This is a genomic window from Sphaerisporangium cinnabarinum (assembly GCF_055567015.1).
In genome coordinates this window covers 12,099-37,963 of record NZ_JBVHRG010000012.1, presented here as the reverse complement: position 1 = coordinate 37,963, position 25,865 = coordinate 12,099, and the positions used below count along the sequence as shown (strand labels likewise).

Genomic DNA, 25,865 nt, shown 5'->3' with positions numbered 1-25,865 from the left:
GCGAGACGGGGGACCGGCGGCGGCCCGGCGTCTGGCAGGATTCTCGGGTGCCCGACTCCACGACCGGCCCGCAGACCACGACCCCGTCCGCGCTCGACCCCGAGGTCGCCGCGCGGCTCAAGCGCGACGACGCCGGACTGGTCGCCGCGATCGTCCAGCAGCACGACACCGGCGAGGTGCTCATGCTCGGCTGGATGGACGACGAGGCGCTCCACCGCACCCTGACGACCGGCCGGGTGACGTTCTGGAGCCGGTCGCGCCAGGAGTACTGGCGCAAGGGCGACACCTCGGGGCACGTCCAGGTGGTGCGCTCGGTCGCGCTCGACTGCGACGGCGACGCGCTCCTCGTGCGCGTGCACCAGGTCGGCGCTGCGTGCCACACGGGCACGCGCACGTGCTTCGAGGCCGGGGGAGACTTGGGCGCCGTCGTCGGCGAGCTGCCGTCCGCACCCGGTGCCCCGGGAGCTGCCCCGGGACCGGACCCCGAGGAGGAGAACCAGTGAGCACGACCGTCGACCCGGCCGGCACCACCACCGTCCCCGCGGGCGGGCCCGCCTGGGGCACGACGTGGCCCGTGCTCGACGGCTTCCGCGCGCTCGCCCGCTCCCGCCGGGTCGTCCCGGTCGTGCGGCGCCTCCTGGCCGACGACGTCACCCCCGTCGGGCTCTACCGCACACTCGCGCAGGGGCGCCCGGGCACGTTCGTGCTCGAGTCCGCGGAGTCGGACGGGCGCTGGGCCCGGTACTCGTTCGTCGGCGTCGCGTCCCGCGCGACCCTCACGGCACGTGACGGCCGCGCGGTGTGGTCGGGCGACGTGCCCGCCGGGGTACCGCGCGAGGGCGACGTGGTCGACGTGCTGGAGGCGACGCTCGACGTGCTGCGCACGCCCGCGGTCGACGGTCTCCCGCCGCTCACGGGCGGGCTCGCCGGGGCGATCGGGTGGGACGTCATCCGGCACTGGGAGCCGACGCTGCCGTCGCACGCGCCCGACGAGCTGGGCGTCCCGGAGCTCACGCTGTGCCTCGCGACGGACCTCGCGGTCGTCGACCATGCGGAGGGCAGCGTGTGGCTCGTGGCGAACGCGATCAACTTCGACGACACGGACGAGCGGGTCGACGAGGCGTACGCCGACGCGGTGCGGCGCCTCGACGCGATGCAGGCGCGCCTCGTCGCGGGCGGTGCGCACGTCGCGTCGGTCGTGGCCGCCGACGCCGTCGAGCCCGAGCTCGAGTTCCGCTCGACGCGCGACGAGTTCGAGGCGTCCGTCGTGGCGGGCAAGGACGCGATCCGCGAGGGCGAGGTCTTCCAGGTCGTCCTCTCCCAGCGCCTGGACCTCGACTGCCCGGCGGACCCGCTCGACGTGTATCGGGCGCTGCGCACGATCAACCCGAGCCCGTACATGTACTACTTCCAGCTCACGGACGCCGACGGGCGCGACTTCGCGGTCGTCGGGTCGAGCCCGGAGACGCTGGTCAAGGTCGAGGACGGGCGGGTCACGACGTTCCCCATCGCGGGCTCGCGGCCGCGCGGCGCGACGCCCGAGGAGGACGTCGCGCTCGGGGAGGAGCTGCGCGAGGACCCCAAGGAGCTCGCGGAGCACATCATGCTCGTCGACCTCTCGCGCAACGACCTCGTCAAGGTCTGCGAACCGACGTCGGTCGAGGTCGTGGAGTTCCTGGCGACCAAGCGGTTCAGCCACATCATGCACCTGTGCTCGACGGTCGTCGGCACGCTGCGCGACGGCGCGACGGCGCTCGACGCCTTCCGGGCCACGTTCCCCGCGGGGACGCTCTCGGGCGCGCCCAAGCCGCGCGCCATCGCCCTCATCGACGAGCTCGAGCCCGCCTCGCGCGGGATCTACGGTGGGACGGCCGGGTACTTCGACTTCGACGGGAACATGGACATGGCGATCGCCATCCGCACGGCGCTGATCCGCGACGGGCGCGCGAGCGTCCAGGCCGGCGGCGGGATCGTCGCCGACTCCGTGCCCGCGCTCGAGTACGCGGAGTCGCGCAACAAGGCGGCCGCGGCAGTCCGCGCCGTGCAGGTCGCGGCGCGGCTGCGGGAGCTCGCGTGAGCCGCCCGGGCGGTCCGGCCCGCCGCACGGCCATCTGGGTCCTGCTGCTCCTCGGTGGCGCGACCCTCGCCGCGGCCGTGCCCACGTGGCTGCGCACGACGGGTGCCACCGCGCTGGACCCGCAGGTCGACGTCGCGGTGGCCGGCACGTCGGCCGCCCCCGGCGTGAGCGCGGCCGCGCTCGTGCTCGTCGCAGCCGCGCTCGCGCTCGGTCTCGTGGGGCGGGTCGGCCGGTGGGTCGTCCTGGCGGTCGCGGCGGCCAGCGGCGTCGTCGCCACGGTCTCCGCGCTGAGCGTCGCGATCGACCCGGAGCCGACCGCCCGGTCGGCGGTCGCCGAGGCGACGGGCGTGACGGAGCTGACCGCACCGGTCGAGCTCACCGCGGCGCCCTGGGCGGCAGCGGTGCTCGGTGTGCTCACGGTGCTCGTCGTGGTGTGGGTCGCCCTCGGTGCACGGTCGTGGGCGGGCGCCTCGACCCGGCACGAGCGGGCCGGGGCGGCACCCGCGACGGGAGCCGGCACACCGGCGGGCGAGACGTCCGAGGCCGCGGGTGCGACGGGCCCCAGCGACGTCGACGACGTCTCCGACCACGACGCGTGGGACGCGCTCTCCCGCGGCGAGGACCCGACGGACCGCTGAGCAGCGCGGACGTGTCCGACGCGACGTGCGCCCCGCGACGGGACGGGCCCCGGCCCGGTCCGATAGGCTCTGACCACATCTTGACGAAAGGCACGACCCTCATGGCCGAGAACCAGCAGACCACCGAGATCGCCTACCTGCCGCCCGCGGCACCGCCCACGAACCACGGCCACACCGTCGCCGCGTGGTTCACCATGATCGGCATCATGGTCGGCGCGTTCGTGGCCGCGATCGGTGTCCTCCTCCCGGCCATCGCTCAGGTGTCCGGCGTCTGGCTCTTCTGGGTCGGCATGGGCGTCGTGGCCGTGGCGCTCGTCGGCGGCCTCGTGCTCCGGAACATGGGGTACGGGCAGAAGAAGCAGGGCGCGCGGTGACGCAGCCGCCGGGACCGGGCGCTCACGACGGCACGCCCCCGCAGGACGGGTCGCAGGCGCCGTACGGCTCGTCGGTGCCCGGCGGCCCGCAGCACCCCGGCCCGCAGGGGCCTGACCAGGGCTACCCCGGGCAGCAGCAGCCCGGCCAGCCGTACCCGGGCCAGTCGCAGCAGGCGTACCCGGGCCAGCAGTACCCCGGACAGCAGTACCCCGGACAGCAGTACCCCGGACAGCAGTACCCCGGACAGCAGTACCCGGCGGGCGCCTACGCGCCGCCGCCGTACTACCCGAAGAACAACCTCGCGATCTGGTCGCTCGTCCTGGGCATCGCCGCGTTCGTGCTCAGCTGCGGCTTCTTCACGGGCATCCCCGCGGTGATCGTGGGCAACGCGGCGAAGCGTGCCGTCGCGGAGGGCCAGGCGGACAACGACGGCATGGCGACGGCGGGGATCATCCTCGGCTGGGTCGCGATCGGCCTGTCCGCGCTCGGCCTGGTGCTCCTGCTGGCGTTCTTCCCCGCCGTCCTGGCCTGGGTCGGCACGATCCCCGACCAGTACTGACGGGGACGGTCACGTGACGTCCGAGGCGGTGGGCCGACGGCGGGTGCCGCGCGAAGCCATGGCGCCGCTCGCCGTGGGCGCGCTCGTCGCCGCCGCGACCGCTTACGTGGGGGCTGTCGACCCGAACCGCCCCGGCCACTACGTCACGTGCCCGCTGCTCGCACTGACGGGCCTCGCGTGCCCCGGGTGCGGAGGCCTGCGCGCCACCCACGAGCTGGTGCACCTCGACCTGGCCGCGGCGTGGTCCATGAACCCGATCTGGGTCGTCGTCGCCCCGCTGCTCGTCGTGCTGTGGGGCCTGTGGCTCGTGCGCGCCTGGCGCGGGCGTCCCGGACCGCGCGTGCCGGCGTGGGTGGCGTGGACGTCGCTCGCCGTGCTCGTGCTCTTTGGGGTGCTGCGCAACGTGCCCGCCCTGGTCCCGTGGCTCGGTCCGCTGGCCGCCTGAGCAGACGGCCGCGACCACGAGCTGCCGCGCTGCGCGCGTCTCGGGGGCTGGGCCGTGGTCATCGTCACTCGGGGGCGGCTCTACGATGGCAGGTACCTCCCTGTCAACGGGTCGGCCCGAACCTGTGGGTGCACGCCGGCCGACCGGCCCGGCAGGGGGCGGACGACACGGGGAGTGGTGGGACGATGACGGTGCTGGACGACATCGTCGCGGGCGTGCGCGAGGACCTCGCGGCACGCCAGGCGACGACCTCGCTCGACGAGCTCAAGGAACGAGCCGCCCGCGTCCCCGGTGCGCTCGAGTGCGTGAGCCGGCTCAAGGCGGACGACGCGGTGGCCGTCATCGCCGAGGTGAAGCGGTCGAGCCCCAGCAAGGGTGCGCTCGCGTCCATCTCCGACCCGGCCGAGCTCGCGGGAGAGTACGAGAAGGGCGGCGCCGCCGCGATCTCGGTGCTCACCGAGCAGCGGCGTTTCAACGGGAGCCTCGCGGACCTGGACGCCGTCCGGGCGCGGGTCGACGTCCCCGTGCTCCGCAAGGACTTCGTCGTGACGCCGTACCAGGTGTGGGAGGCACGCGCGCACGGCGCGGACATCGTGCTCCTCATCGTCGCCGCGCTCGAGCAGACGGTGCTGACGTCGCTCGTCGAGCGCGTGCACTCGCTCGGCATGACCGCGCTCGTCGAGGTCCACACGCTCGACGAGGTGACGCGCGCGCTCGACGCCGGGGCCCGGGTCGTCGGCGTGAACTCGCGCGACCTCAAGACGCTCGACGTCGACCGCACGACCTTCGCGCGACTCGCGCCCGCGATCCCCGACGAGGTCGTCCGTGTGGCCGAGTCCGGCGTGCGCGGCCCCCACGACGTCATGGACTACGCCCGTTCCGGCGCGCACGCGGTGCTCGTCGGCGAGGCGCTCGTGACCGACGACGCGCCGCGCGCCTCCGTCGCCGACCTCGTCGCGGCCGGGTCGCACCCGTCGCTGTGGTCCGTGCGGCCCTGAGGCACGACGGCACCGTCCGTCACGTCACAGGCGCCGCGCCCCGGCCCAGCACACCCCACCATCCAGGAGGACCGGCCCCGTGCCCGACTCGACACCATCGACCACCCCGCGGAGCGACGCGCACTCCGTCCGTGCGGACCTGACGCGCTCCCTCGCGACCCAGGAGGGTCCCTACTTCGGCGAGTTCGGCGGGCGCTTCGTGCCCGAGGCGCTCGTCGCCGCGCTCGACGAGCTCGAGACCGAGTACCGCAAGGCGCTCGACGACCCGGCGTTCGTCACGGAGCTCGCGCGCCTGCAGCGCGAGTACACGGGCCGCCCGAGCCCGCTCACGGAGGTGCCGCGCTTCGCGGAGCACGCCGGGGGCTCGCGCGTGTTCCTCAAGCGCGAGGACCTCAACCACACGGGCTCGCACAAGATCAACAACGTCCTCGGCCAGGCGCTGCTCGTGAAGCGCATGGGCAAGAAGCGCGTGATCGCCGAGACGGGCGCGGGCCAGCACGGCGTCGCGACGGCGACGGCCGCGGCCCTGCTCGACCTCGAGTGCGTCGTCTACATGGGCGAGGAGGACACGCGGCGCCAGGCGCTGAACGTCGCGCGCATGCGCCTGCTCGGCGCCGAGGTCGTCCCCGTGACGATCGGCCAGCGCACCCTCAAGGACGCGATCAACGAGGCGCTGCGCGACTGGGTCGCCAACGTCGACACGACGCACTACCTGCTGGGCACCGTGACCGGGCCGCACCCGTTCCCCGAGATGGTGCGCGAGTTCCACCGCGTCATCGGCGAGGAGGCGCGCACGCAGATCCTCGACCGGATCGGGCGCCTGCCCGACGCGCTCGCGGCGTGCGTGGGCGGCGGCTCGAACGCGCTCGGGCTCTTCAACGCCTTCCTCGACGACGAGGGCGTGGAGCTCTTCGGCTTCGAGGCGGGCGGCGAGGGCATCGAGACGGGCCGGCACGCGGCACGCTTCAGCGGCGGCGCACCGGGCGTCCTGCACGGCGCGCGCTCGTACCTCCTCCAGGACGAGGACGGACAGACGCTGCCGAGCCACTCGGTGTCCGCGGGCCTCGACTACCCGAGCGTCGGCCCCGCCCACTCGTGGCTCCACGACCTCGGGCGCGCGACGTACCTGCCCGTGACCGACTCCGAGGCGATGGACGCCTTCCGCCTGCTGTGCCGCACGGAGGGGATCATCCCCGCGATCGAGTCGGCCCACGCCCTCGCGGGCGCGCTGCGGATCGGGCGCGAGGCCGCGGCCGCAGGCCGCACGGACCACGTGATCCTGGTGAACCTCTCGGGGCGCGGGGACAAGGACGTGGCGACCGCCGCCCGGTGGTTCGACCTCGTGGACGACGACGCGATCGCCGAGACGGCGACGGGCACGGAGGGACAGCTGTGAGCGCCGCCCAGACCCAGGACGCACCCGGGGCGCCGGCGACCGCGTCGGCCACCGCGCGACGCCTGCTCGAGCTGCGCGCGGAGGGACGCGCGGGGCTCGTCGGCTACCTGCCCGTCGGCTTCCCGACGGTCGAGCGCTCCGTCGAGGCGGCGCTCGCGCTCGTCGAGTCGGGCGTGGACGTGCTCGAGCTCGGCATCCCCTACACGGACCCCGTCATGGACGGCCCCGTCATCCAGGCCGCGGCCCAGGCGGCGCTCGACGGCGGCGCGCGCGTCGCGGACGTCTTCCGCGTCGTCGCGGCCGTCACGGAGCGCACGGGCGGGCGCGTGCCGGTGCTCGTCATGACGTACTGGAACCCCGTGCTGCGCTACGGCGTCGACGCGTTCGCGCGCGACCTCGCCGCGGCCGGGGGAGCCGGTCTCATCACGGCCGACCTCGTCCCCGACGAGGGCCGCGACTGGCTGGACGCCGCCGAGGCGCACGGCCTGGACCGCGTCTTCCTCGTCGCGCCGAGCTCGACGCCGGAGCGCCTGCAGCTCACGGCGCGCGCGTCGCGCGGCTTCGTCTACGCCGCCTCCACGATGGGCGTCACGGGCGTGCGCGCCGCCGTCGGGCCCCAGGCCGCACGGCTCGTCGCGGACACGCGGGCGGCGGGCGCCGACCTCGTGTGCGTCGGCCTCGGCGTCTCCACGGCAGAGCAGGCCGCGGAGGTCGCGCGCTACGCCGACGGCGTCATCGTCGGGTCGGCGTTCGTCCGTCCCCTGCTGGGCGACGCGCCGTGGGACGAGCGGCTCGCCGCGCTCCGCACGGTCGCCGCCTCGCTGGCCGCCGGGGTGCGCTCCGCCCGCCCCGCGGAACCCGGGACGACGACGCCCGGCGGGGTGGTCGCATGAGCGCCGCGCTCGCCGTCGGGCAGCTCGTGGAGGCGGCGGGTGCCCTGCCCGCTGCGATCCCGAGCCCGAGCCAGCACACCTGGTACCTCGGGCCGTTCCCGATCCGCGCCTACGCGCTCGCGATCCTCGCCGGGATCGGCGTCGCCCTGTGGCTCACGCGCCGCCGCTGGGTCGAGCGCGGGGGAGAGGCCGACGACGTCCTGGAGATCGCCTTCTGGGCGGTCCCGTTCGGGATCGTCGGCGGGCGGCTCTACCACGTGTTCTCGACGCCCGACCCGTACTGGGGCCCGAACGGCGACCCCGTCCGCGCGCTGTACGTGTGGGAGGGCGGCCTCGGCATCTGGGGCGCGGTCGCGCTCGGTGCCGTCGGCGCGTACATCGGGTGCCGGCGCCAGCGAGTGAGCTTCCCGGCGTTCGCGGACGCGCTCGCCCCCGGCCTGCTGCTCGCGCAGGCCGTCGGTCGCCTCGGCAACTGGTTCAACCAGGAGCTGTTCGGCTCGCCCACGACGCTGCCGTGGGGCCTGCGGGTCGACGACTCGGTCGCCGCGGCGGCCGGCTACCCGCCGGGCACGCTGTTCCACCCGACCTTCCTCTACGAGATGGTCTGGAACATCGCCGCTGCCCTGCTCCTGATCTACCTGGACCGTCGGTTCCGGCTCGGTCATGGTCGGGTATTCTGGCTCTACGTCTTCGTCTACACGCTCGGTCGGGTGTGGATCGAGATGCTGCGCATCGACGAGGCCGAGCTCGTCCTCGGTCTCCGGCTGAACGTCTGGACCTCGATCCTGGTCGGTGTCGGTGCGTTGGTAGCGTTTATCGTTGTCGGGCGTCGCCACCCCGGGCGCGAGGAGACGGTGTCCCTCGACGCGCCGGGCGAGGCGCCCGCCACGGAGACCACGGAGCCGGTCGAGGAGTCGACCGACGCCGCGGACCCCGAGAAGACCGCGGACTCCGACGACTCGGAGGAGTCCGAGCAGGCAGATGCCGCGCGACCAGACCCCGGTCGCTGAGCCTCCGTCACTCAACGGCGAATCCGCCGGGCGACCGCCCGGTGGTTCCGTCATGTCCACCAGGGCCGACGACGTCCCGAACCCCCCAGCTGGAACCAGCCCGGCCGTCTCGGTCGGGCGCCTGTGAGGACGGTGTTGATGACCACGCCGCAGTATCGGGACGCGCACCGGGCACCCGCCCTGTCCGCCCCTCCCACGGCATCCGGTCTGTACGACCCCGCCGCCGAGCACGACGCGTGCGGCGTCGCCTTCGTGGCGACGCTCCGCGGCACGCCCGGACGCGACATCGTGGACGCGGGGCTCACGGCCCTGCTCAACCTGGACCACCGCGGCGCGGTCGGCGCCGAGGAGAACAGCGGTGACGGCGCGGGGATCCTCACGCAGATCCCCGACGCCTTCGTCCGCGACGTGGTCGACGCCGAGCTCCCGCCCGCCGGGCACTACGCCATCGGCATGGCGTTCCTCCCGCAGGACCCCGAGGCGGCCGCGACCACCGCCCGCGCGGTCGAGGCGATCGCCGCCGAGGAGAAGCTCGAGGTCCTCGCCTGGCGCGACGTGCCCGTGACGGCCGACCTCGTCGGCCCGAGCGCCCGAGCGTCGATGCCCCTGTTCCGTCAGGTCGTCGTGGCCGACCCGTCGCGCGAGCTCGCCGGGGTCGACCTCGACCGCCGGACCTACCGCCTGCGCAAGCGGGCGGAGAACGAGCTCGGTCTCTTCTTCGCGTCGCTGTCGGCCCGCACGCTCACCTACAAGGGCATGCTCACGACGGCGCAGCTCGAGCCGTTCTTCCCGGACCTGTCCGACCCGCGGTACGCGAGCGAGATCGCGCTCGTGCACTCGCGGTTCTCGACGAACACGTTCCCGTCCTGGCCGCTCGCGCAGCCGTTCCGGATGATCGCGCACAACGGCGAGATCAACACGGTGCGCGGCAACCGGAACTGGATGGCCGCGCGCGAGGGCACCCTCGCGAGCGACGCCCTCGGCGACCTCGCGCCGCTCCTGCCGGTGTGCTCCGACGGCTCCAGCGACTCGGCGAGCTTCGACGAGGTGCTGGAGCTGCTGCACCTGTCGGGCCGCTCGCTGCCGCACGCCGTGCTCATGATGGTCCCGGAGGCGTGGGAGAACCACGCCGAGATGGACCCGGACCTGCGCGCGTTCTACGAGTACCACTCGACGCTCATGGAGCCGTGGGACGGCCCCGCGTGCCTCAACTTCACCGACGGCACCCTCATCGGCGCGGTCCTCGACCGCAACGGCCTGCGCCCCGGGCGCTACTGGGTCACGGAGGACGGCCTCGTCGTGCTCGCGAGCGAGGCGGGCGTGCTCGACCTCGACCCGGCGACGATCGTCCGCAAGGGCCGCCTCGAGCCGGGCCGCATGTTCCTCGTCGACACCGGCCAGGGCCGGATCATCGAGGACGAGGAGATCAAGTCCCAGCTCGCCGCGCAGCGCCCGTACGCGCGGTGGGTCGCGGAGAACGCGGTCTACCTCGACCAGCTGCCCGAGCGCGAGCACGTCGCGCACAGCCCCGCGTCGGTCGAGCGCCGCCAGCGTGCCTTCGGGTACACGCAGGAGGAGCTCAAGGTCATCCTCACGCCGATGGCCAACACGGGCGCCGAGCCGCTGGGCGCCATGGGCACCGACACGCCCATCGCGGTCCTCGCGAAGCGGCCGCGCCTGCTCTTCGACTACTTCACGCAGATGTTCGCGCAGGTGACGAACCCGCCGCTGGACGCGATCCGCGAGGAGCTCGTCACGTCGATCGGCGGCGCGATCGGCCCCGAGCCGAACCTGCTCGTCGACACCCCGGAGCACGCGCGCAAGCTCATGCTGCCGTTCCCGGTGCTCGACAACGACCAGCTCGCGAAGATCATCCGCGTCGACAAGGACCCGAACCTCGCGGGCGTCTTCCGCGCCGTGACGATCAAGGGCCTGTACCGCGTCGCGGGCGGCGGCGAGTCGCTGCTCGCCCGGCTCGAGGAGATCTTCGCCGAGGTCGACGCGCACGTCGCCGCCGGCGCGAGCTTCATCGTGCTGTCGGACCGCGACTCGGACGCCGAGCACGCGCCGATCCCGTCGCTCCTGCTGTCGAGCGCGGTGCACCACCACCTCCTGCGGCGCCACACGCGCACGCAGGTGTCGCTCGTCGTCGAGGCGGGCGACGTGCGCGAGGTGCACCACGTCGCGCTCCTCATCGGCTACGGCGCGGCCGCGGTGAACCCCTACCTCGCCATGGAGACCGTCGAGGACCTCGCGCGCCGCGGCTACCTCGCGGTCGACCCGGCCAAGGCCGTCGCGAACCTCATCAAGGGCCTCGGCAAGGGCGTCCTCAAGGTCATGAGCAAGATGGGCATCTCGACCATCTCCTCGTACCGCGGCGCGCAGGTCTTCGAGGCCGTGGGCCTGTCGCACGACCTCGTGCAGGCGTTCTTCACGGGCACGACGTCGCGTCTCAGCGGCATCGGCCTCGACGTCGTCGCGGCCGAGGTCGCGGCGCGCCACGTGGACGCCTACCCGCGCTCCGGAAACCACCGGCCGCACGTCCGCCTCACCACGGGCGGCGAGTACCAGTGGCGCCGCGACAGCGAGGAGCACCTGTTCGACCCGGAGACGGTGTTCCGGCTCCAGCACTCGACGCGCGAGCGCCGGTTCGACATCTTCCGCGAGTACACGCACCGCGTGGACGAGCAGTCCTCGCGGCTCATGACCCTGCGCGGCCTCCTCGAGCTCCGCGAGGGCGAGCGCCCCGCGGTCCCGCTCGACGAGGTCGAGCCGGTGAGCGAGATCGTCAAGCGCTTCAACACCGGCGCGATGTCCTACGGCTCCATCTCGGCCGAGGCGCACGAGACCCTCGCGATCGCGATGAACCGCCTCGGCGGCCGGTCGAACACGGGCGAGGGCGGCGAGGACCCGGAGCGCCTGTACGACCCGGAGCGTCGCTCGAAGGTCAAGCAGATCGCGTCAGGGCGCTTCGGCGTCACGAGCGAGTACCTGACGAACGCGGACGACATCCAGATCAAGCTCGCCCAGGGCGCCAAGCCCGGCGAGGGCGGTCAGCTCCCGGGCCACAAGGTGTACCCGTGGGTCGCGAAGACCCGGCACTCGACGCCGGGCGTCGGCCTCATCTCGCCGCCGCCGCACCACGACATCTACTCGATCGAGGACCTCGCGCAGCTCATCCACGACGCGAAGAACGCGAACCCGGCCGCGCGCGTCCACGTCAAGCTCGTCTCCGAGTTCGGCGTCGGCACGGTCGCGACGGGCGTGTCGAAGGCGCACGCGGACGTCGTCCTCATCTCGGGTCACGACGGCGGCACGGGCGCGAGCCCGCTCACGTCGCTCAAGCACGCGGGCACGCCGTGGGAGATCGGCCTCGCCGAGACGCAGCAGACCCTCGTGCTGAACAACCTGCGCGACCGCATCGTCGTGCAGGTCGACGGGCAGATGAAGACCGGGCGCGACGTCGTCGTGGCCGCGCTGCTCGGGGCCGAGGAGTTCGGCTTCGCGACCGCGCCGATGGTCGTCTCGGGCTGCGTCATGATGCGCGTGTGCCACCTGGACACGTGCCCGGTGGGCGTCGCGACGCAGAACCCGGAGCTGCGGGCTCGGTTCACGGGCAAGCCGGAGTTCGTCGTGAACTTCTTCGAGTTCATCGCGGAGGAGGTGCGCGAGTACCTGGCGCGCCTCGGGTTCCGGAGCATCGAGGAGGCGATCGGCCACGTCGAGTACCTCGACACGCGCCAGGCGATCGACCACTGGAAGGCGCAGGGTCTCGACCTCGCGCCCATCCTCGAGAAGCCCGTCCCCGTCGAGGGCGCGTCGCTGCGGAACACCACGACGCAGGACCACGGCCTGGAGAAGGCGCTCGACAACCAGCTCGTCGCGCTGGCCGAGGACGCGCTGGAGCGGCGCGAGCCGGTCCGGATCTCGCTGCCGGTGCGCAACGTCAACCGCACGGTCGGGACGATGCTCGGCCACGAGGTGACCAAGCGCTTCCGCGGCGAGGGCCTGCCGGACGACACGATCGACGTCACCCTCACCGGGTCCGCCGGCCAGTCGCTCGGCGCGTTCCTCCCGCGCGGCGTCACGCTGCGCCTGTTCGGCGACGCGAACGACTACGTCGGCAAGGGCCTGTCAGGCGGCCGGATCGTCGTGCGGCCGGACCGCAACGCGGTCCTCACCGGGTCGAGCAACGTCGTCGCGGGGAACGTCATCGGCTACGGCGCGACGTCGGGCGAGATCTTCCTGCGCGGCCGGGTGGGCGAGCGCTTCGGCGTGCGCAACTCCGGTGCGACGCTCGTCGTCGAGGGCGTGGGCGACCACGGGTGCGAGTACATGACGGGCGGCACGGTCGTCGTGCTCGGCCCGACCGGGCGCAACTTCGGCGCCGGCATGTCCGGTGGCACCGCCTACGTGCTCGACCTGCGCGAGAGCGCCGTGAACACGAGCGCGCTCGCGACCGGCGAGCTCGGGCTGAGCCCGCTCGAGGACGCCGAGGTCGCGCTCGTCGAGCAGCTCGTCCGCCGTCACCACGAGGAGACCGGCTCGCCGCTCGCGGCCGAGCTGCTCGAGGACTTCACCACGGCGGTGCAGCGCTTCACGCGCGTGCTGCCGACCGACTTCGCCCGCATGCGGTCGGCGCTCGAGAAGGCCGAGTCGGCCGGTCTCGACCCGGCCGCGCCGGGCGTGTGGGACCAGATCTTGGAGGTGGCCCGTGGCTGACCCCCGCGGATTCCTGAAGGTGCGGGAGCGCGAGCTCCCGCCCAACCGCCCGGTGGCCGTGCGCCTGCGGGACTGGAAGGACGTGCACGCGCACCTCGAGGAGGGGCAGCCGTTCCTCAAGGAGCAGGCGGGCCGCTGCATGGACTGCGGCATCCCGTTCTGCCACCAGGGCTGCCCGCTCGGGAACCTCATCCCCGAGTGGAACGACCTCGTCTACCGCGAGCAGTGGGCCGACGCGATCGACCGCCTCCACGAGACGAACAACTTCCCGGAGTTCACCGGTCGCGTGTGCCCGGCGCCGTGCGAGTCGAGCTGCGTGCTCGGCATCAACCAGCCGCCGGTGACGATCAAGAACGTCGAGGTCTCGATCATCGACGAGGCGTTCGAGCGCGGGTACGTCACGCCGCAGGTGCCCCAGCGGCTCACGGGCTTCACGGTCGCGGTCGTCGGGTCCGGTCCCGCCGGGCTCGCCGCCGCGCAGCAGCTCACGCGCGCCGGGCACACCGTCGCGGTCTACGAGCGCGACGACGCCGTCGGGGGTCTGCTGCGCTACGGCATCCCCGACTTCAAGCTCGAGAAGCACCACATCGACCGTCGCGTCGCGCAGATGGAGGCCGAGGGCACGCGGTTCCGCCCCGGCGTCGAGATCGGCGTCGACATCACGTGGGACGACCTGCGGGCGCGGTACGACGCCGTCGTGGTCGCGACCGGCGCGACCGTGCCGCGCGACCTGTCGGTGCCGGGGCGCGAGCTGGGCGGCATCCACTACGCGATGGACTTCCTGCACCAGGCGAACGCCGTCGTGGCCGGGCGCGAGGTGCCCGACCAGATCACGGCCACCGGCAAGCACGTCATCGTCATCGGTGGTGGCGACACGGGTTCGGACTGCCTCGGCACCTCGCTGCGCCAGGGCGCGGCGAGCGTCACGACGCTCGCGATCGGCAAGCAGCCGCCGCTCGAGCGGTCCGCGACCCAGCCGTGGCCCACGGACCCGATCGTGTTCGAGGTGTCCTCGTCCCACGAGGAGGGCGGCGAGCGTGAGTTCCTCGCGTCGACCGTCGCGTTCCTCGGCGACGAGAACGGGGCCGTGCGCGCGCTGCGCGTCGCGGAGACCGAGTACCTGCCCGACGGCCGTCGCGTGCCCAAGGAGGGCACCGAGCGCGAGATCCCCGCGGACCTCGTGCTCGTCGCGATGGGCTTCACGGGGCCGGAGACGGCTGCCCTCACGACCCAGACGGGCGCGGACCTCACGGGGCGCGGCCTCGTGGCGCGCGGCGACGACTTCGCGTCGTCGCTGCCCGGGGTCTTCGTGGCCGGCGACGCCGGTCGTGGGCAGTCGTTGATCGTGTGGGCGATCGCCGAGGGGCGGGCGGCGGCGGCATCCGTCGACGCCTACCTTCAGGGAGGGACCGAGCTGCCCGCGCCCGTGCGCGCGAACACCGTGTCCTTGCGCGCTTGACGTGCACCCCGACGTCGGATGTCCGGCGCCGGGACGATGAGCGGGGCATCCTAGGGAGGGGCACCCCGCGACGACCGGCTCCTGGCCGGTCGGAAGACTAGAGGCTGGAGATATGCGCAGAGCAAAGATCGTCTGCACCATCGGACCCGCGACCGAGTCGAAGGAGCAGCTCCGCGCGCTCGTCGACGCGGGCATGGACGTGGCGCGGATCAACCGCAGCCACGGCAGCGCCGAGGAGCACGCGGCCGTCTACCACGGCGTGCGCGAGGCCGCCGCCGAGTCGGGCCGCTCCGTGGCGGTCCTCGTCGACCTCCAGGGGCCGAAGATCCGTCTGGGCCGCTTCGCGGGAGACGAGAAGCACTGGCTCGAGGAGGGTGACACCTTCACGATCACGACCGAGGACGTCGTCGGCACCAAGGAGCTCGTCTCCACGACGCACAAGGGCCTGCCGGGCGACGCCCGCGTCGGTGACCCGATCCTCATCGACGACGGCAAGGTGCTCGTCCGCGTCACCGCCGTCGAGGGCCCGCGCGTCGTCACGCGCGTCGAGGTCGCCGGCCCGGTGTCGAACAACAAGGGCCTGAACCTCCCGGGTGTCGCGGTCTCCGTGCCGGCGCTCTCCGAGAAGGACCAGGACGACCTGCGCTGGGCCCTCAAGCTCGGCGCCGACATCATCGCGCTGTCGTTCGTGCGGTCCGCGAAGGACTTCGAGGACGTCAAGCGGATCATGGACGAGGAGGGCCGCACGGTCCCCGTCGTCGCGAAGATCGAGAAGCCGCAGGCCGTCGAGAACCTCGCCGAGATCGTCGACGCGTTCGACGGCGTCATGGTCGCCCGTGGTGACCTCGCGGTCGAGCTCCCGCTGGAGCAGGTGCCGCTCGTCCAGAAGCGCATCGTCGAGCTCGCGCGTCGCAACGCGAAGCCCGTCATCGTCGCCACCCAGGTGCTCGAGTCCATGACGAACTCGCCGCGCCCGACGCGCGCCGAGGCGTCCGACTGCGCCAACGCCGTCCTCGACGGCGCCGACGCGGTCATGCTCTCGGGCGAGACGAGCGTGGGCGAGTACCCGATCCTCACGGTCCAGACGATGGCCCGGATCATCGAGGCGACGGAGGAGGCGGGCCGCGAGCGCATCGCGCCGCTCGGCTCGACCCCGCACACCCGCGGTGGCGCCATCACGCGCGCTGCGGCCGAGATCGGCGAGATCCTCGGTGCGAAGTACCTCGCGACGTTCACGCAGTCGGGCGACTCGGCGCGCCGCATGTCGCGCCTGCGCTCGTCCATCCCGCTGCTCGCGTTCACGCCGCGCGAGCACGTGCGCAACGTCCTGTCGCTCACGTGGGGCACCCAGACCTACCAGGTGCCCGAGGTGGAGAACACCGACGCGATGGTCGGCCAGGTCGACACGACCCTGCAGGCCAACGGCCTCGCCGAGGTCGGCGACCTCGTGGTGGTCGTCTCCGGCGCCCCCGTGGGCCAGCCGGGCACGACGAACTCGATCCTCGTGCACAAGATCGGCGACCACTCCGACACCCGGAACTGACGTCCGGAGCTCGCACCGGAGCTGACGCCGCGCGCCCGACCCGGGCGCTCGTGCTGCCCGACGGCGGCGCCCCCTGCGCGGGGGCGCCGCCGTCGGTCGTCCTGCGCCTCCGGGAAAGCCCGCGACACGGCCCGCGGCGCACCCCTACCCTCGCGGGATGCGTGCCGTGCCTGCGTCCCTGGACCCCGCGGTCGTGCGTCGGGTCGACGCGCGGCTCGACGCCGTCGTGCGCGACGAGGGCGTGACGGTGCCGCTCGCGGTGGAGAGCGGCAGCCGGGCGTGGGGGTTCCCGTCGCCGGACTCGGACTACGACTGCCGCTTCGTGTACGTGCGGTCCGAGGCCGACTACCTCGACCCCTGGCCGCGGCGCGACGTCGTCGAGACGCCGCTCGACGCGGTGCTGGACGTCAACGGGTGGGACCTCGTCAAGGCGGTGCGGCTGCTCGTGCGCGGGAACGCGACGCTGCTGGAGTGGCTGCGCTCGCCGATCGTGTACCGCGGCGACGTCGCGTTCCAGGCGGACCTGCTCGCGCTCGCCGAGCGGGTGGTCCACCGCGACGCCCTGCGGCGGCACTACCTGCACGTCGCGCTCTGCCAGCGGGAGCGCTGGTGGACGGCGGACGACGTGCCGCTCAAGAAGTTCTTCTACGTCCTGCGCCCGGCCGCGACGCTGCGCTGGCTGCGCGTGCGGTCGGACGCCGTCCCGCCCATGCGCCTCGCGACGCTGCTCGACGAGGGCGAGGCGCCGAGCGCGGTGGTGCGGGAGGCGTCCGGGCTCGTCGCGCTCAAGGCGGTCTCGCGCGAGATGGGCGCGGGCCCCGTCCCGGCCGTGCTCCGCCGGTTCGTCGACGACGAGCTCGCCGCCGCCTCGGCGGCCACGACGGCGCCGGGGGCCGAGCCTCTGACGGCTCGGTCGGTGGCGGGGGAGCTCTTCCGGTCGGCGGTCGCCCGGTACGGCCCCGGCGGGTCGCGGTCGGCGCCGACGAACGGGCACGGCGTCCGGTCGGCCTCGGTGCCGTCCGACGAGCGGGGGCCTCGCTCGAGCGAGCACGGCAGGTCGGCCCTACCCTCACGTGGGTGACCAGCGAGCAGATCGAGGACGTCGACCAGGACCTGTACGCGGCGGCGAGCGACCCCGACGCCGACGGCGCGGCGGCAGCCGCGCGCGAGGCGACCTTCCGCGCGCTCGTCGCGCGCCGGGACGCGCGCGAGACCGCGGAGGCGGCCGCGAGCGTGTGCGAGCAGGTGCAGCAGGTGGCGGAGGCCGCCGAACGGAGCGCGCAGGACGCGCTGACGTCCGCGACCGTCGCGCGCTCCGCCGCTCTCCTCGGCGACGAGGCGATCGCCCGGCAGGCGGCGCGCGACGCGAGCGCCGCCGCCCGGGAGGCCGCGCGCGAGGCGGTCGTGCTGGACTCGGCACGGCCCGAGCTCTAGACGCCCGTGCTTCCCGCAGGCGGGGCCCGCCGTCCGTCCGTGCCGTCCGGAGTCCCGCGGTGGCGCGCGTCCGCGCCCTCTACAGTGGTGGCCCAGCGCTCGGCGACCGCTCGGTGCTGACCACCCAGCCACCGGTCGACGGTGGGAGAGCGAGGTCTGCCGTGCCCCGAGCGCGTCGGCGTGAGCGCTCGTCGGCGGGCACGGTCCTCCCGGCCCTCCAGGAGCGGTACGACCTGATCGACGGGGTGCGGGTGTACTCCGTCGTGGCGAAGCCGGGCCGGGCGGACCGCCCGGAGGGCCGCCACGTACCCGCCGACGTGGTCCTCGTGCACGGGCTCGCGCTGTCGACGCGATACCTGGAGCCGGGTGTTCGGCGGCTCGGTACGGACCGTCGCACCGCCGCCCTGGACCTGCCGGGCGTCGGCCGCAGCGGCCGCCCGCCGCACCTGCCGTCGATGGCCGAGATGGCGGACGTCGTGGCCCGCTGGATGGACGGGCTCGGCATGACGGGCGCGGACGTCGTCGGGCACTCGTTGGGCTGCCAGATCGTCAGTCATCTCGCGGCGGAGCGGCCCGACCTGGTCCGGCGGGTCGTCCTCGTCGGTCCCTCCCGGGACCCGGAGCACCCCCGGTGGTGGCAGAGCGCGTGGCGCCTGCTCCTCGACGGCCCGCGCGAGAGGTGGTCGCTGCTGCCGATCGCCGTCGTGGACTACCTGCGGGCCGGTCCGGTCGCGGCGGTGCGGGCCCTGAAGCAGGCGCGCCGCGCCGAGGTCAGCCACCTGGTGCAGAGCATCACGCAGCCCGTCCTCGTGCTCGTCGGGGACCGCGACCCGCTCGTCTCGGGGACGTGGGCCCGCCGCCTCGTCGACGCGCTGCCCGACGGGCGGCTCGTCACGGTCCCGGGGGCTCCGCACGGGCTGCCGTACTCCAGCGTCGAGTCGTTCGTCGCGACCACGCGGGACTTCCTCGACCGCGAGGAGCCGTGACGTCGAGCACCGCACGTCCACCGAGATGAGGGGTGCCCCGGGTGGGATTCGAACCCACACTGGATCGGGTTTGAGCCGAACGCCTCTGCCGGTTGGGCTACCGGGGCCGTGCGCGGAGCGGACCTGTCGGTCTCCGCCGCGCGGGCACCATCGAACCACACACGCGTGCCTTCACGAGAATCACACTCCCCGGAGGGTGAAACGCGGGGGCGGCACCCGGTGCGGCGCACTACGATGAGTCCCGTGAGTGACCAGACAGCGCAGCCCGAGGACAAGCAGCCGCTCGACCTGCCCCCGATGATCGAGCCCGAGCCCGCCGCCACCCCCGCCCCGTCGGGTCGTGCCGCGCGCCGCGCCGTCGTCGCGGAGGACGAGGCCCTGATCCGTCTCGACGTCGTCGAGACGCTGCGGGACGCCGGGTTCGACGTCGTCGGCGAGGCCGGCGACGGCGCGACGGCGGTGAAGCTGGCGCTCGAGCTCAAGCCCGACGTCGTGGTCATGGACGTGAAGATGCCCGAGCTCGACGGCATCTCCGCGGCGGAGCAGATCGGCAAGGCGCACGCCGCCCCGGTCGTCCTGCTGACGGCGTTCTCGCAGGCGGAGCTCGTCGAGCGGGCGCGCGACGCGGGCGCCATGGCGTACGTCGTCAAGCCGTTCACGCCGGCGGACCTGCTGCCCGCGGTCGAGATCGCGATCTCGCGCTACTCGCAGATCACGGCCCTCGAGTCCGAGGTGGCCGACCTCGCGGAGCGCTTCGAGACGCGCAAGCGCGTCGACCGCGCGAAGGGCCTGCTCATGACCAAGATGGGCCTGTCGGAGCCGGAGTCGTTCCGCTGGATCCAGAAGACGTCGATGGACCGCCGCCTCACGATGCGCGAGGTCGCGGACGCCGTCATCGAGCAGGTCGGCGGCGCCTGAGCCGCCGGCCGCGCCCGGTGCGCCGCGCGGGGTCCTGATCAGGACCTTTGTCACGGGGCTCCGGGCGGGCTATCGTCTTGGACTGGCGTCCAGCAGTTCCGGGGCGGTGAACACGGTCGCCACGTAGTGCTCAGTCGACGGCCGACGGTGCTGTCCGAGCGACGTGGACCTTTTCACGCCCCACGTCCCTCGGTGCCGCCGGTCCACGGTGCGAACGAGGAGGAGCGCAGTGCGCCCAGCAGTGGAGGTCAGGCCCGCGGTCGGCGACGACCTGCCGGGGATCGCTGTGCTGTGCTCGGAGGCACGCCGCGAGTCGGCGTCGGGGGCGCAGATCTGCGCACCCGACGAGGACCGCCTGGTCCGGCACCTGTCGGTGCTGCTCACCCTGCCCGGCGGCAACGTGCTCGTCGCCCTGCACGACGGCCGCCCCGTCGGGTTCGTCCTGGCCCGCGTGCTCGACCCGCACCTGTTCGCGGACGAACCGAGCCTGTACGTCGAGGCGGTGTACGTGGGGGAGGACGCCCGGCGCCGCGGGGTGGGCCACGCGCTCCTCAGCGCGACGGCCGAGCTCGCCGCGTCGTCCGGCGCGACGCACGTCTACTCCGTGCCGATCCCCGGTTCCCGTGGGGTGCAGCGCTTCCTCGCGCGGCTGGGCTTCGGCCCGGTGGCCGGGCACCGCGTCGTCTCGACGGCGGTCCTGCAGCGCCGGCTCGCGGCCGACCTCACCCCCGCCCGCCGGGGCACGCGCTCGCTCGAGGACCTCATCGCGCGCCGTCGGCGCGCCCGCACCGAGACCATGTCCGGGCCGGTCGACCTGCGCGAGTTCCAGGCCGAGTACAACCGCCGCGCGGGCGTGGTGACGCCGGCCGACACGCGCGAGACCCTGCCCGGCTGAGCCTGGCGCCCGCGTCCTGCGGCCGGTGTCGCCCGGTCAGCCCTGCGCGAGGATCAGGCACGTGAGGCGCGCCGTGCACACGCGGCGACCCTCGTCGTCGGACACGACGATCTCGTAGCTTGCCGTCGTGCGTCCGCGGTGCACCGCCACCGCCTCGCCGTGCACCCAGCCGTCGCGCACCCCCCGGTGGTGCGTCGCGTTCACCTCGATGCCCACGGCCGCGCGGCCGGGCCCCCCGTGCAGCTGCGCGGCGATGGACCCCAGCGTCTCGGCGAGGACGACGGACGCACCCCCGTGCAACAGCCCCGCGGGCTGCGTGTTGCCCGCCACGGGCATGCGGGCCGTGACACGGTCGGCCCCCACCTCGCCCAGCTCGATGCCCATGCGCTCGATGAGCGTCCCCTCGGTGCGCAGGCCCATCGCCTCGTAGGCGTGGCGCGGGGTGTCGGGTGTCGACGGGGTGGCGGGGGACGGCGTCCCGGTCGGGGCGGCGTTCTGGTCGGAGCCGTGCGTGTGGGTCATGGGCGATAGGTTGGCACCCGTGACGACCTCCGCGCGACCTCGCCTCCTGCTCATCGACGGACACTCCATGGCCTACCGCGCGTTCTTCGCGCTCCCGGCGGAGAACTTCTCGACGACCACGGGGCAGCACACGAACGCGGTCTACGGGTTCACCTCGATGCTCATCAACCTCCTGCGGGACGAGGAGCCCACGCACGTCGCCGTCGCGTTCGACGCCGGGCGCCAGTCCTTCCGCACCGAGATCCTGCCCAGCTACAAGGGCACACGGGAGTCCACGCCCGAGCCGTTCCGGGGCCAGGTGCCGCTCATCAAGGAGATCCTGGAGACGCTGCACATCCCCACGCTCGAGCGCGAGGGCTACGAGGCCGACGACATCTTCGCCACCCTGGCGACGCAGGGCGCCGCCGCCGGGATGGAGGTGCTCGTCTGCTCGGGGGACCGGGACTCGTTCCAGCTCGTCGGCCCGGACGTCACGGTGCTCTACCCGAAGAAGGGCGTCTCGGAGCTCGCGCGCATGGACAGCGCCGCCGTCGTCGAGAAGTACGGCGTGCCGCCCGAGCGCTACCCGGACCTCGCCGCCCTCGTCGGCGAGACGTCCGACAACCTGCCGGGCATCCCCGGCGTCGGCCCCAAGACGGCCGCCAAGTGGATCACGGCGTACGGCGACCTGGACGGCCTGCTGGACCACGCGGACGAGATCAAGGGCAAGGCGGGGGAGAACCTCCGGGCGCACCTCGACCAGGTCCGCCTCAACCGACAGCTCAACGCGCTCCTGCTCGACCTCGAGCTGCCCGTCGGCCCCGACGACCTCGCGACCCGTCCCTGGGACCGCGAGGCCGCCCACCGCGTGCTCGACGCCCTCGAGTTCCGCGCCCTGCGCGACCGGCTCTTCGCGATCGCCCCCGAGGGCGAGGTCGAGGCCGAGGCGGGGTTCGACGTCGCGCTCGCCACCGTCCTGCCGGGGGGCCTGGGCGCCTGGCTGACCGAGCACGGCGCGCGCCCGCTCGGCGTCGAGGTGGCCGGCAAGGCCGTTCCGGGCGGCGGGGACGCCTGGGGCCTCGCGGTGTCCGACGACGCGGGGGCGGCCGTCGCGCTCGAGCTCGCCGACGTGGCGGGCGCCGACGACGAGGCGCTCGCCGCGTGGCTCGCCGACCCGGAGCGGCCCAAGGTCGTGCACGGTGCGAAGTCGGCCTGGCACGAGCTCGCGGCGCGGGGCTACGACCTCGCCGGCGTCACGTTCGACACGGAGCTCGCCGCGTACCTGTGCCACCCCGACCAGCGCGGCTACGACCTGGGCGACCTCGTCGTGCGGCACCTGCACCGTGAGCTGCGCCCGGACACCGAGGCCGGCAACGACGCCCAGGGCGCGCTCGACCTCTCGCTCGACGGCAGCGGCGAGCAGGAGAGGGACGCGGTGCGTGCCCTCGCCGTCGCCCAGCTCGGCGAGGTCCTCGCGGGGGAGCTCGAGGACCGGGGGGCCACGACGCTCCTCGCCGACCTCGAGCTGCCGCTGTCCCAGGTGCTCGCGCGCATGGAGCAGCGTGGGATCGCGGCGGACGTCACGTACCTGCGCGAGCTCGAGCAGCACTTCGGCGACCTCGTCGCGACGGCCGCGTCGGAGGCGTACGCCGTCATCGGGCGCGAGGTGAACCTGGGCTCTCCCAAGCAGCTCCAGGAGGTGCTGTTCGACCAGCTGGGGATGCCCAAGACGAAGAAGATCAAGACGGGCTACACGACCGACGCGTCAGCGCTCGCGGACCTCTTCGTCAAGACGCAGCACCCGTTCCTCGAGCACCTGCTCGCGCACCGCGACGCCTCGCGGCTGCGCCAGACGGTCGAGGGGCTGCTGAAGTCCGTCGCCGACGACGGCCGCATCCACACGACGTTCCAGCAGACGATCGCGGCGACGGGCCGGCTCAGCTCGACCGACCCCAACCTGCAGAACATCCCGATCCGCACCGAGGCAGGCCGGCGCATCCGGCGTGCGTTCGTCGTCGGCGAGGGCTACGAGACCCTCATGACGGCTGACTACAGCCAGATCGAGATGCGCATCATGGCGCACCTCTCGGGCGACGAGGGCCTCATCGAGGCGTTCCGGTCCGGGGAGGACCTGCACTCCTACGTCGGGTCGCGCGTGTTCGAGGTCCCGGCGGCCGAGGTCACGCCCGCGATGCGCTCGAAGATCAAGGCGATGTCGTACGGCCTCGCGTACGGGCTGTCGGCGTTCGGGCTCTCGCAGCAGCTCACCATCGAGGTGGGCGAGGCCCAGAAGCTCATGGACGACTACTTCGAGCGCTTCGGCGGCGTGCGCGACTACCTCACGGGCGTCGTCGACGAGGCGCGGGCCACGGGCTACACGGCGACCATCCTCGGGCGCCGCCGGTACCTGCCCGACCTCACGAGCGACAACCGGCAGCGCCGCCAGATGGCGGAGCGCATGGCCCTCAACGCGCCCATCCAGGGCAGCGCGGCCGACATCATCAAGGTCGCGATGCTCAACGTGCAGCGCGCGATCGACGAGCGCGGGCTCCGGTCGCGGCTGCTCCTCCAGGTGCACGACGAGCTCGTGGTCGAGGTGGCTCCGGGCGAGCGCGACGCGGTCGAGGAGGTGCTGCGCACGCAGATGGGCGCGGCCGCCGAGCTGGACGTGCCGCTCGACGTCTCGGTCGGCGTCGGGGCCACGTGGCACGAGGCGGGCCACTGATCCAGGCGACTCAGCCCGGGAGGCGCGTGCGGAAGATCGCCGTCCCGGGCAGGTAGGTGCCGCGCACCGGGCCCCAGCCGCCCCACACCTCGGAGTTTTCGGCGGGCCACTCGGGCTCGACGACGTCGCGCAGCTCCAGCCCGGCGGCGACGACCTCGCGCACGTGGTCGCCCAGGGTGCGGTGGTACTCGGCGTAGACGACCCGGCCGGCGGCGTCGGTCTCGACGTAGGGCCTGCGGTCGAAGTAGGAGCGGTTCGCGGTCAGCCCGTGCTCGCTCGGGTCGTCGGGGAACGCCCACCGGGTCGGGTGTGTCACCGAGAACGTCCACGTGCCGCCGGGCCGCAGCACGCGCGCGACCTCGCGGTGGACGGCCGCCGCGTCGGGCACGAACGGGATCGCGCCGAACGACGTGAACGCCGCGTCGAACGTGGCGTCGGCGAACGGGAGCCGGCGCGCGTCGGCCTGGACGACCGGGACGCGCACGCCCGTCGCCCGGTCCAGGGCCGCCCCCGCGGCGAGCATGCCGGCGGACACGTCCGTCGCGACGACCTTCGCCCCCTGCGTCACGAGCCAGCGCGAGCACTGCGCCGCGCCCGCGCCGACCTCGAGAACGCGGCGCCCGGCGACGTCGCCGAGCAGCCGCGCGTCGCGCTCCCGCAGGCCCTCCGGGCACCAGCAGAAGTCCGCCGCGCCGAGGAAGGACCCGTGCTCGTCGAGGTACTCCTGCGCGTTCGCGTCCCACCACTCTCGGCCGGCACGTCCGCCCTCGGACGCGGGCACGTCGCGGTAGCCGGCGTCGGCGGTCGGCCCGGGCGGGATGGCCGCGGAGGGCGGCACGGACGAGGAGGACGCGCTCATGCGCCCATTCTCCCGGTCCACCGCGATGCCGCCCGGCACCTCGACGACCACGTCGCCCACCGACGCCGCTGACCGCCGTCGCCCACCGACGCTGCCGACCGCCGTCGGCCACCGCCGCCACCGCCCACCGCAGCCGCCCACCGCCGTCGGCCTCACGTCGGCGTCCTTGCGGGCGGGAACGGGCCGGCGACCGAACACGGGGCGCCCGCCGCACGGCCCGTCCGGTCGGGACCTTGGTCGTCGGCGTGCCCGCGGACCGGGACGGGCGGTGACCTGTCGCGCGGGGGTGGCTAGGGTTGAGGGTGACGCGGTGCCGCGGAGGTCGGCACCTCCGTCGACGCCCGGCATGCGCGCGAGGACGCGCGACGCGACGACGAGACGGAGGAACAGGTGCGCATCGGACTTCTCACCGGCGGGGGCGACTGCCCCGGCCTGAACGCGGCGATCCGGGCCGTGGTCAAGCAGGGGACGGGGGAGTACGGGCACACCATCATCGGCTTCCGCAACGGCTGGCGCGGCGTCGTCGACGGCGACGTGCACCCGCTCGGCCGCCAGGACATCCGGAACGTCCTACCCGTGGGCGGCACGCTGCTCGGCACGGCGCGGTTCCACCCGCGCGAGGAGGACGGCAGCATGGACGCCGTGCTCGCGACCGTCGAGGCAGAGCACCTCGACGCGCTGATCTGCATCGGCGGCGACGGCACGCTGCACGCGGCGAGCCGCGTCGCGGAGGCGGGCGTGAAGATCGTCGCCATCCCCAAGACGATCGACAACGACGTCGAGGGCACGGACCTGTCGATCGGGTTCCACACCGCCGTGAACATCGCGACGGAGGCGCTGGACCGCGTGCACACGACGGCGGAGAGCCACAACCGCGTCATGGTGGTCGAGGTCATGGGGCGCCACGCCGGCTGGATCGCGGTCAACGCGGGCATCGCCGGCGGCGCGGAGGTCGTGCTCGCGCCGGAGCAGCCGTTCGACATCGACCAGGTCGTGAAGTTCCTCCGGCACCGGCACCGCGCCCACGCGAACTTCTCGATCGTCGTCGTGGCCGAGGGCGCCGTGCCGCGCGAGGGGTCGTCGATGGAGTTCACGCAGCAGCTCGGCCGGTTCGGCGAGATCGTCGCCGGGTCCATCGGGGAGCGCGTGAGCGCCGAGATCGCGGAGCGCACCGGGTTCGACACCCGGCTCACGGTGCTCGGGCACGTGCAGCGCGGCGGAGAGCCGACGCCGACCGACCGGATCCTCGGCAGCCGCTTCGGCGTCGCGGCCGTGGACGCCGTGAGCGCGGGGACGTCGGGCGTCATGACGGCGCTGCGGGGCGAGCGCGTCGAGCTCGTGCCGCTGGCGGAGGTCGCGGGCCGCCCCAAGCGGGTCCCGGAAGAGCTGCTGCGCGTCGCGCGCGTGCTCGCGTGACGCGGAACCGGTAGCC

Annotated in this window: 22 protein-coding genes and 1 tRNA gene; 20 read left to right on the top strand and 3 right to left on the bottom strand. The window is 73.8% G+C overall.

Translation table 11 applies throughout. The annotated features are described in order from the left end of the window. Nucleotides 1-47: 47 nt before the first annotated feature. The 16 genes from hisI to ACZ4MO_RS16610 all read left to right on the top strand — a co-directional run bounded on the left by hisI (nucleotide 48) and on the right by ACZ4MO_RS16610 (nucleotide 18,535). Entirely contained in the window at nucleotides 48-503 is a 456-nt protein-coding gene (hisI, locus tag ACZ4MO_RS16685; RefSeq protein WP_108046887.1) for a phosphoribosyl-AMP cyclohydrolase, read from the top strand. After that, nucleotides 500-2,077 (top strand): anthranilate synthase component I, encoded by a 1,578-nt coding sequence (locus tag ACZ4MO_RS16680; protein ID WP_175010050.1) that lies wholly within the window; start codon nucleotides 500-502, stop codon nucleotides 2,075-2,077. Before hisI ends, ACZ4MO_RS16680 begins: the two co-directional genes overlap by 4 nt. After that, complete coding sequence (locus tag ACZ4MO_RS16675) at nucleotides 2,074-2,715, top strand: Trp biosynthesis-associated membrane protein (RefSeq protein ID WP_175010049.1); 642 nt, start codon at nucleotides 2,074-2,076, stop codon at nucleotides 2,713-2,715. Before ACZ4MO_RS16680 ends, ACZ4MO_RS16675 begins: the two co-directional genes overlap by 4 nt. Before the next feature lie 80 nt (nucleotides 2,716-2,795). Beyond that, complete coding sequence (locus ACZ4MO_RS16670; protein WP_342779615.1) at nucleotides 2,796-3,089, top strand: HGxxPAAW family protein; 294 nt, start codon at nucleotides 2,796-2,798, stop codon at nucleotides 3,087-3,089. Beyond that, nucleotides 3,086-3,649, top strand: coding sequence for a DUF4190 domain-containing protein (locus ACZ4MO_RS16665; RefSeq protein WP_175010048.1), 564 nt, complete (start codon nucleotides 3,086-3,088; stop codon nucleotides 3,647-3,649). Before ACZ4MO_RS16670 ends, ACZ4MO_RS16665 begins: the two co-directional genes overlap by 4 nt. Before the next feature lie 13 nt (nucleotides 3,650-3,662). Further along, nucleotides 3,663-4,094, top strand: coding sequence for a DUF2752 domain-containing protein (locus tag ACZ4MO_RS16660; protein WP_255437394.1), 432 nt, complete (start codon nucleotides 3,663-3,665; stop codon nucleotides 4,092-4,094). A 185-nt stretch (nucleotides 4,095-4,279) separates the two neighbouring features. Beyond that, nucleotides 4,280-5,092 carry an indole-3-glycerol phosphate synthase TrpC gene (gene trpC / locus ACZ4MO_RS16655; protein ID WP_074806749.1) on the top strand — a complete coding sequence of 271 codons (813 nt, stop codon included), beginning with the start codon at nucleotides 4,280-4,282 and terminating at the stop codon, nucleotides 5,090-5,092. A gap of 139 nt (nucleotides 5,093-5,231) precedes the next feature. Beyond that, the gene (trpB, locus tag ACZ4MO_RS16650) at nucleotides 5,232-6,488 is read left to right on the top strand and encodes a tryptophan synthase subunit beta (RefSeq protein ID WP_108046952.1); all 1,257 of its coding nucleotides are present in this window, start codon (nucleotides 5,232-5,234) and stop codon (nucleotides 6,486-6,488) included. Then, nucleotides 6,485-7,381, top strand: coding sequence for a tryptophan synthase subunit alpha (gene trpA / locus ACZ4MO_RS16645; RefSeq protein ID WP_175010047.1), 897 nt, complete (start codon nucleotides 6,485-6,487; stop codon nucleotides 7,379-7,381). Before trpB ends, trpA begins: the two co-directional genes overlap by 4 nt. Beyond that, nucleotides 7,378-8,391 (top strand): prolipoprotein diacylglyceryl transferase, encoded by a 1,014-nt coding sequence (gene lgt / locus ACZ4MO_RS16640; protein ID WP_175010046.1) that lies wholly within the window; start codon nucleotides 7,378-7,380, stop codon nucleotides 8,389-8,391. The genes trpA and lgt overlap by 4 nt, the downstream gene beginning before the upstream one ends. 138 nt (nucleotides 8,392-8,529) lie before the next feature. Beyond that, nucleotides 8,530-13,113, top strand: coding sequence for a glutamate synthase large subunit (gltB, locus tag ACZ4MO_RS16635; RefSeq protein WP_175010045.1), 4,584 nt, complete (start codon nucleotides 8,530-8,532; stop codon nucleotides 13,111-13,113). After that, nucleotides 13,106-14,572, top strand: a complete 1,467-nt coding sequence (locus ACZ4MO_RS16630) for a glutamate synthase small subunit (RefSeq protein WP_175010044.1) — start codon at nucleotides 13,106-13,108, stop codon at nucleotides 14,570-14,572. Before gltB ends, ACZ4MO_RS16630 begins: the two co-directional genes overlap by 8 nt. Nucleotides 14,573-14,684: 112 nt before the next feature. Continuing rightward, on the top strand, nucleotides 14,685-16,115 hold the full coding sequence (gene pyk / locus ACZ4MO_RS16625; protein ID WP_144683736.1) for a pyruvate kinase: 1,431 nt from the start codon (nucleotides 14,685-14,687) through the stop codon (nucleotides 16,113-16,115). 157 nt (nucleotides 16,116-16,272) lie between these two features. Continuing rightward, nucleotides 16,273-17,196, top strand: coding sequence for a DNA polymerase beta superfamily protein (locus ACZ4MO_RS16620; RefSeq protein WP_175010043.1), 924 nt, complete (start codon nucleotides 16,273-16,275; stop codon nucleotides 17,194-17,196). After that, nucleotides 17,193-17,549 (top strand): hypothetical protein, encoded by a 357-nt coding sequence (locus ACZ4MO_RS16615; RefSeq protein WP_186810511.1) that lies wholly within the window; start codon nucleotides 17,193-17,195, stop codon nucleotides 17,547-17,549. Before ACZ4MO_RS16620 ends, ACZ4MO_RS16615 begins: the two co-directional genes overlap by 4 nt. Before the next feature lie 161 nt (nucleotides 17,550-17,710). Then, nucleotides 17,711-18,535, top strand: coding sequence for an alpha/beta fold hydrolase (locus ACZ4MO_RS16610; RefSeq protein WP_186810510.1), 825 nt, complete (start codon nucleotides 17,711-17,713; stop codon nucleotides 18,533-18,535). A 33-nt stretch (nucleotides 18,536-18,568) separates the two neighbouring features. Here ACZ4MO_RS16610 and ACZ4MO_RS16605 read toward each other — a convergent pair. Continuing rightward, a tRNA-Leu gene (locus tag ACZ4MO_RS16605) sits at nucleotides 18,569-18,642 on the bottom strand. A 190-nt stretch (nucleotides 18,643-18,832) separates the two neighbouring features. Here ACZ4MO_RS16605 and ACZ4MO_RS16600 point away from each other — a divergent pair. Both ACZ4MO_RS16600 and ACZ4MO_RS16595 read left to right on the top strand, forming a co-directional pair. Beyond that, on the top strand, nucleotides 18,833-19,453 hold the full coding sequence (locus ACZ4MO_RS16600) for an ANTAR domain-containing response regulator (protein ID WP_228086484.1): 621 nt from the start codon (nucleotides 18,833-18,835) through the stop codon (nucleotides 19,451-19,453). Between the two features lie 229 nt (nucleotides 19,454-19,682). Further along, nucleotides 19,683-20,348 (top strand): GNAT family N-acetyltransferase, encoded by a 666-nt coding sequence (locus tag ACZ4MO_RS16595; RefSeq protein WP_157837895.1) that lies wholly within the window; start codon nucleotides 19,683-19,685, stop codon nucleotides 20,346-20,348. 36 nt (nucleotides 20,349-20,384) lie between these two features. Here ACZ4MO_RS16595 and ACZ4MO_RS16590 read toward each other — a convergent pair whose 3' ends face one another. Next, the gene (locus tag ACZ4MO_RS16590) at nucleotides 20,385-20,768 is read right to left on the bottom strand and encodes a hotdog fold thioesterase (protein WP_108046864.1); all 384 of its coding nucleotides are present in this window, start codon (nucleotides 20,766-20,768) and stop codon (nucleotides 20,385-20,387) included. 100 nt (nucleotides 20,769-20,868) lie between these two features. Here ACZ4MO_RS16590 and polA point away from each other — a divergent pair, with 100 nt between their 5' ends. Beyond that, nucleotides 20,869-23,574 (top strand): DNA polymerase I, encoded by a 2,706-nt coding sequence (gene polA, locus ACZ4MO_RS16585; RefSeq protein WP_175010039.1) that lies wholly within the window; start codon nucleotides 20,869-20,871, stop codon nucleotides 23,572-23,574. Between the two features lie 10 nt (nucleotides 23,575-23,584). On the opposite strand, the gene ACZ4MO_RS16580 is transcribed toward polA, so the two are convergent. Beyond that, nucleotides 23,585-24,433: a methyltransferase domain-containing protein gene (locus ACZ4MO_RS16580; protein WP_175010038.1), complete on the bottom strand. Its 849-nt coding sequence runs from the start codon at nucleotides 24,431-24,433 to the stop codon at nucleotides 23,585-23,587. Between the two features lie 390 nt (nucleotides 24,434-24,823). On the opposite strand from ACZ4MO_RS16580, the gene ACZ4MO_RS16575 reads away from it, so the two are divergent. Beyond that, nucleotides 24,824-25,849: a 6-phosphofructokinase gene (locus ACZ4MO_RS16575; RefSeq protein ID WP_034651013.1), complete on the top strand. Its 1,026-nt coding sequence runs from the start codon at nucleotides 24,824-24,826 to the stop codon at nucleotides 25,847-25,849. The last annotated feature ends 16 nt before the right edge of the window (nucleotides 25,850-25,865 follow it).

Excerpts from the sequence above, each read along its gene's own strand:
- trpC (WP_074806749.1), top strand. The coding sequence starts at position 4,280 with ATGACGGTGCTGGACGACATCGTCGCGGGCGTGCGCGAGGACCTCGCG.
- lgt (WP_175010046.1), top strand. The coding sequence starts at position 7,378 with ATGAGCGCCGCGCTCGCCGTCGGGCAGCTCGTGGAGGCGGCGGGTGCC.
- gltB (WP_175010045.1), top strand. The coding sequence starts at position 8,530 with ATGACCACGCCGCAGTATCGGGACGCGCACCGGGCACCCGCCCTGTCC.
- pyk (WP_144683736.1), top strand. The coding sequence starts at position 14,685 with ATGCGCAGAGCAAAGATCGTCTGCACCATCGGACCCGCGACCGAGTCG.
- ACZ4MO_RS16620 (WP_175010043.1), top strand. The coding sequence starts at position 16,273 with ATGCGTGCCGTGCCTGCGTCCCTGGACCCCGCGGTCGTGCGTCGGGTC.
- ACZ4MO_RS16600 (WP_228086484.1), top strand. The coding sequence starts at position 18,833 with ATGATCGAGCCCGAGCCCGCCGCCACCCCCGCCCCGTCGGGTCGTGCC.
- ACZ4MO_RS16590 (WP_108046864.1), bottom strand. The coding sequence starts at position 20,768 with ATGGGCCTGCGCACCGAGGGGACGCTCATCGAGCGCATGGGCATCGAG.
- polA (WP_175010039.1), top strand. The coding sequence starts at position 20,869 with ATGGGCGATAGGTTGGCACCCGTGACGACCTCCGCGCGACCTCGCCTC.
- ACZ4MO_RS16580 (WP_175010038.1), bottom strand. The coding sequence starts at position 24,433 with ATGAGCGCGTCCTCCTCGTCCGTGCCGCCCTCCGCGGCCATCCCGCCC.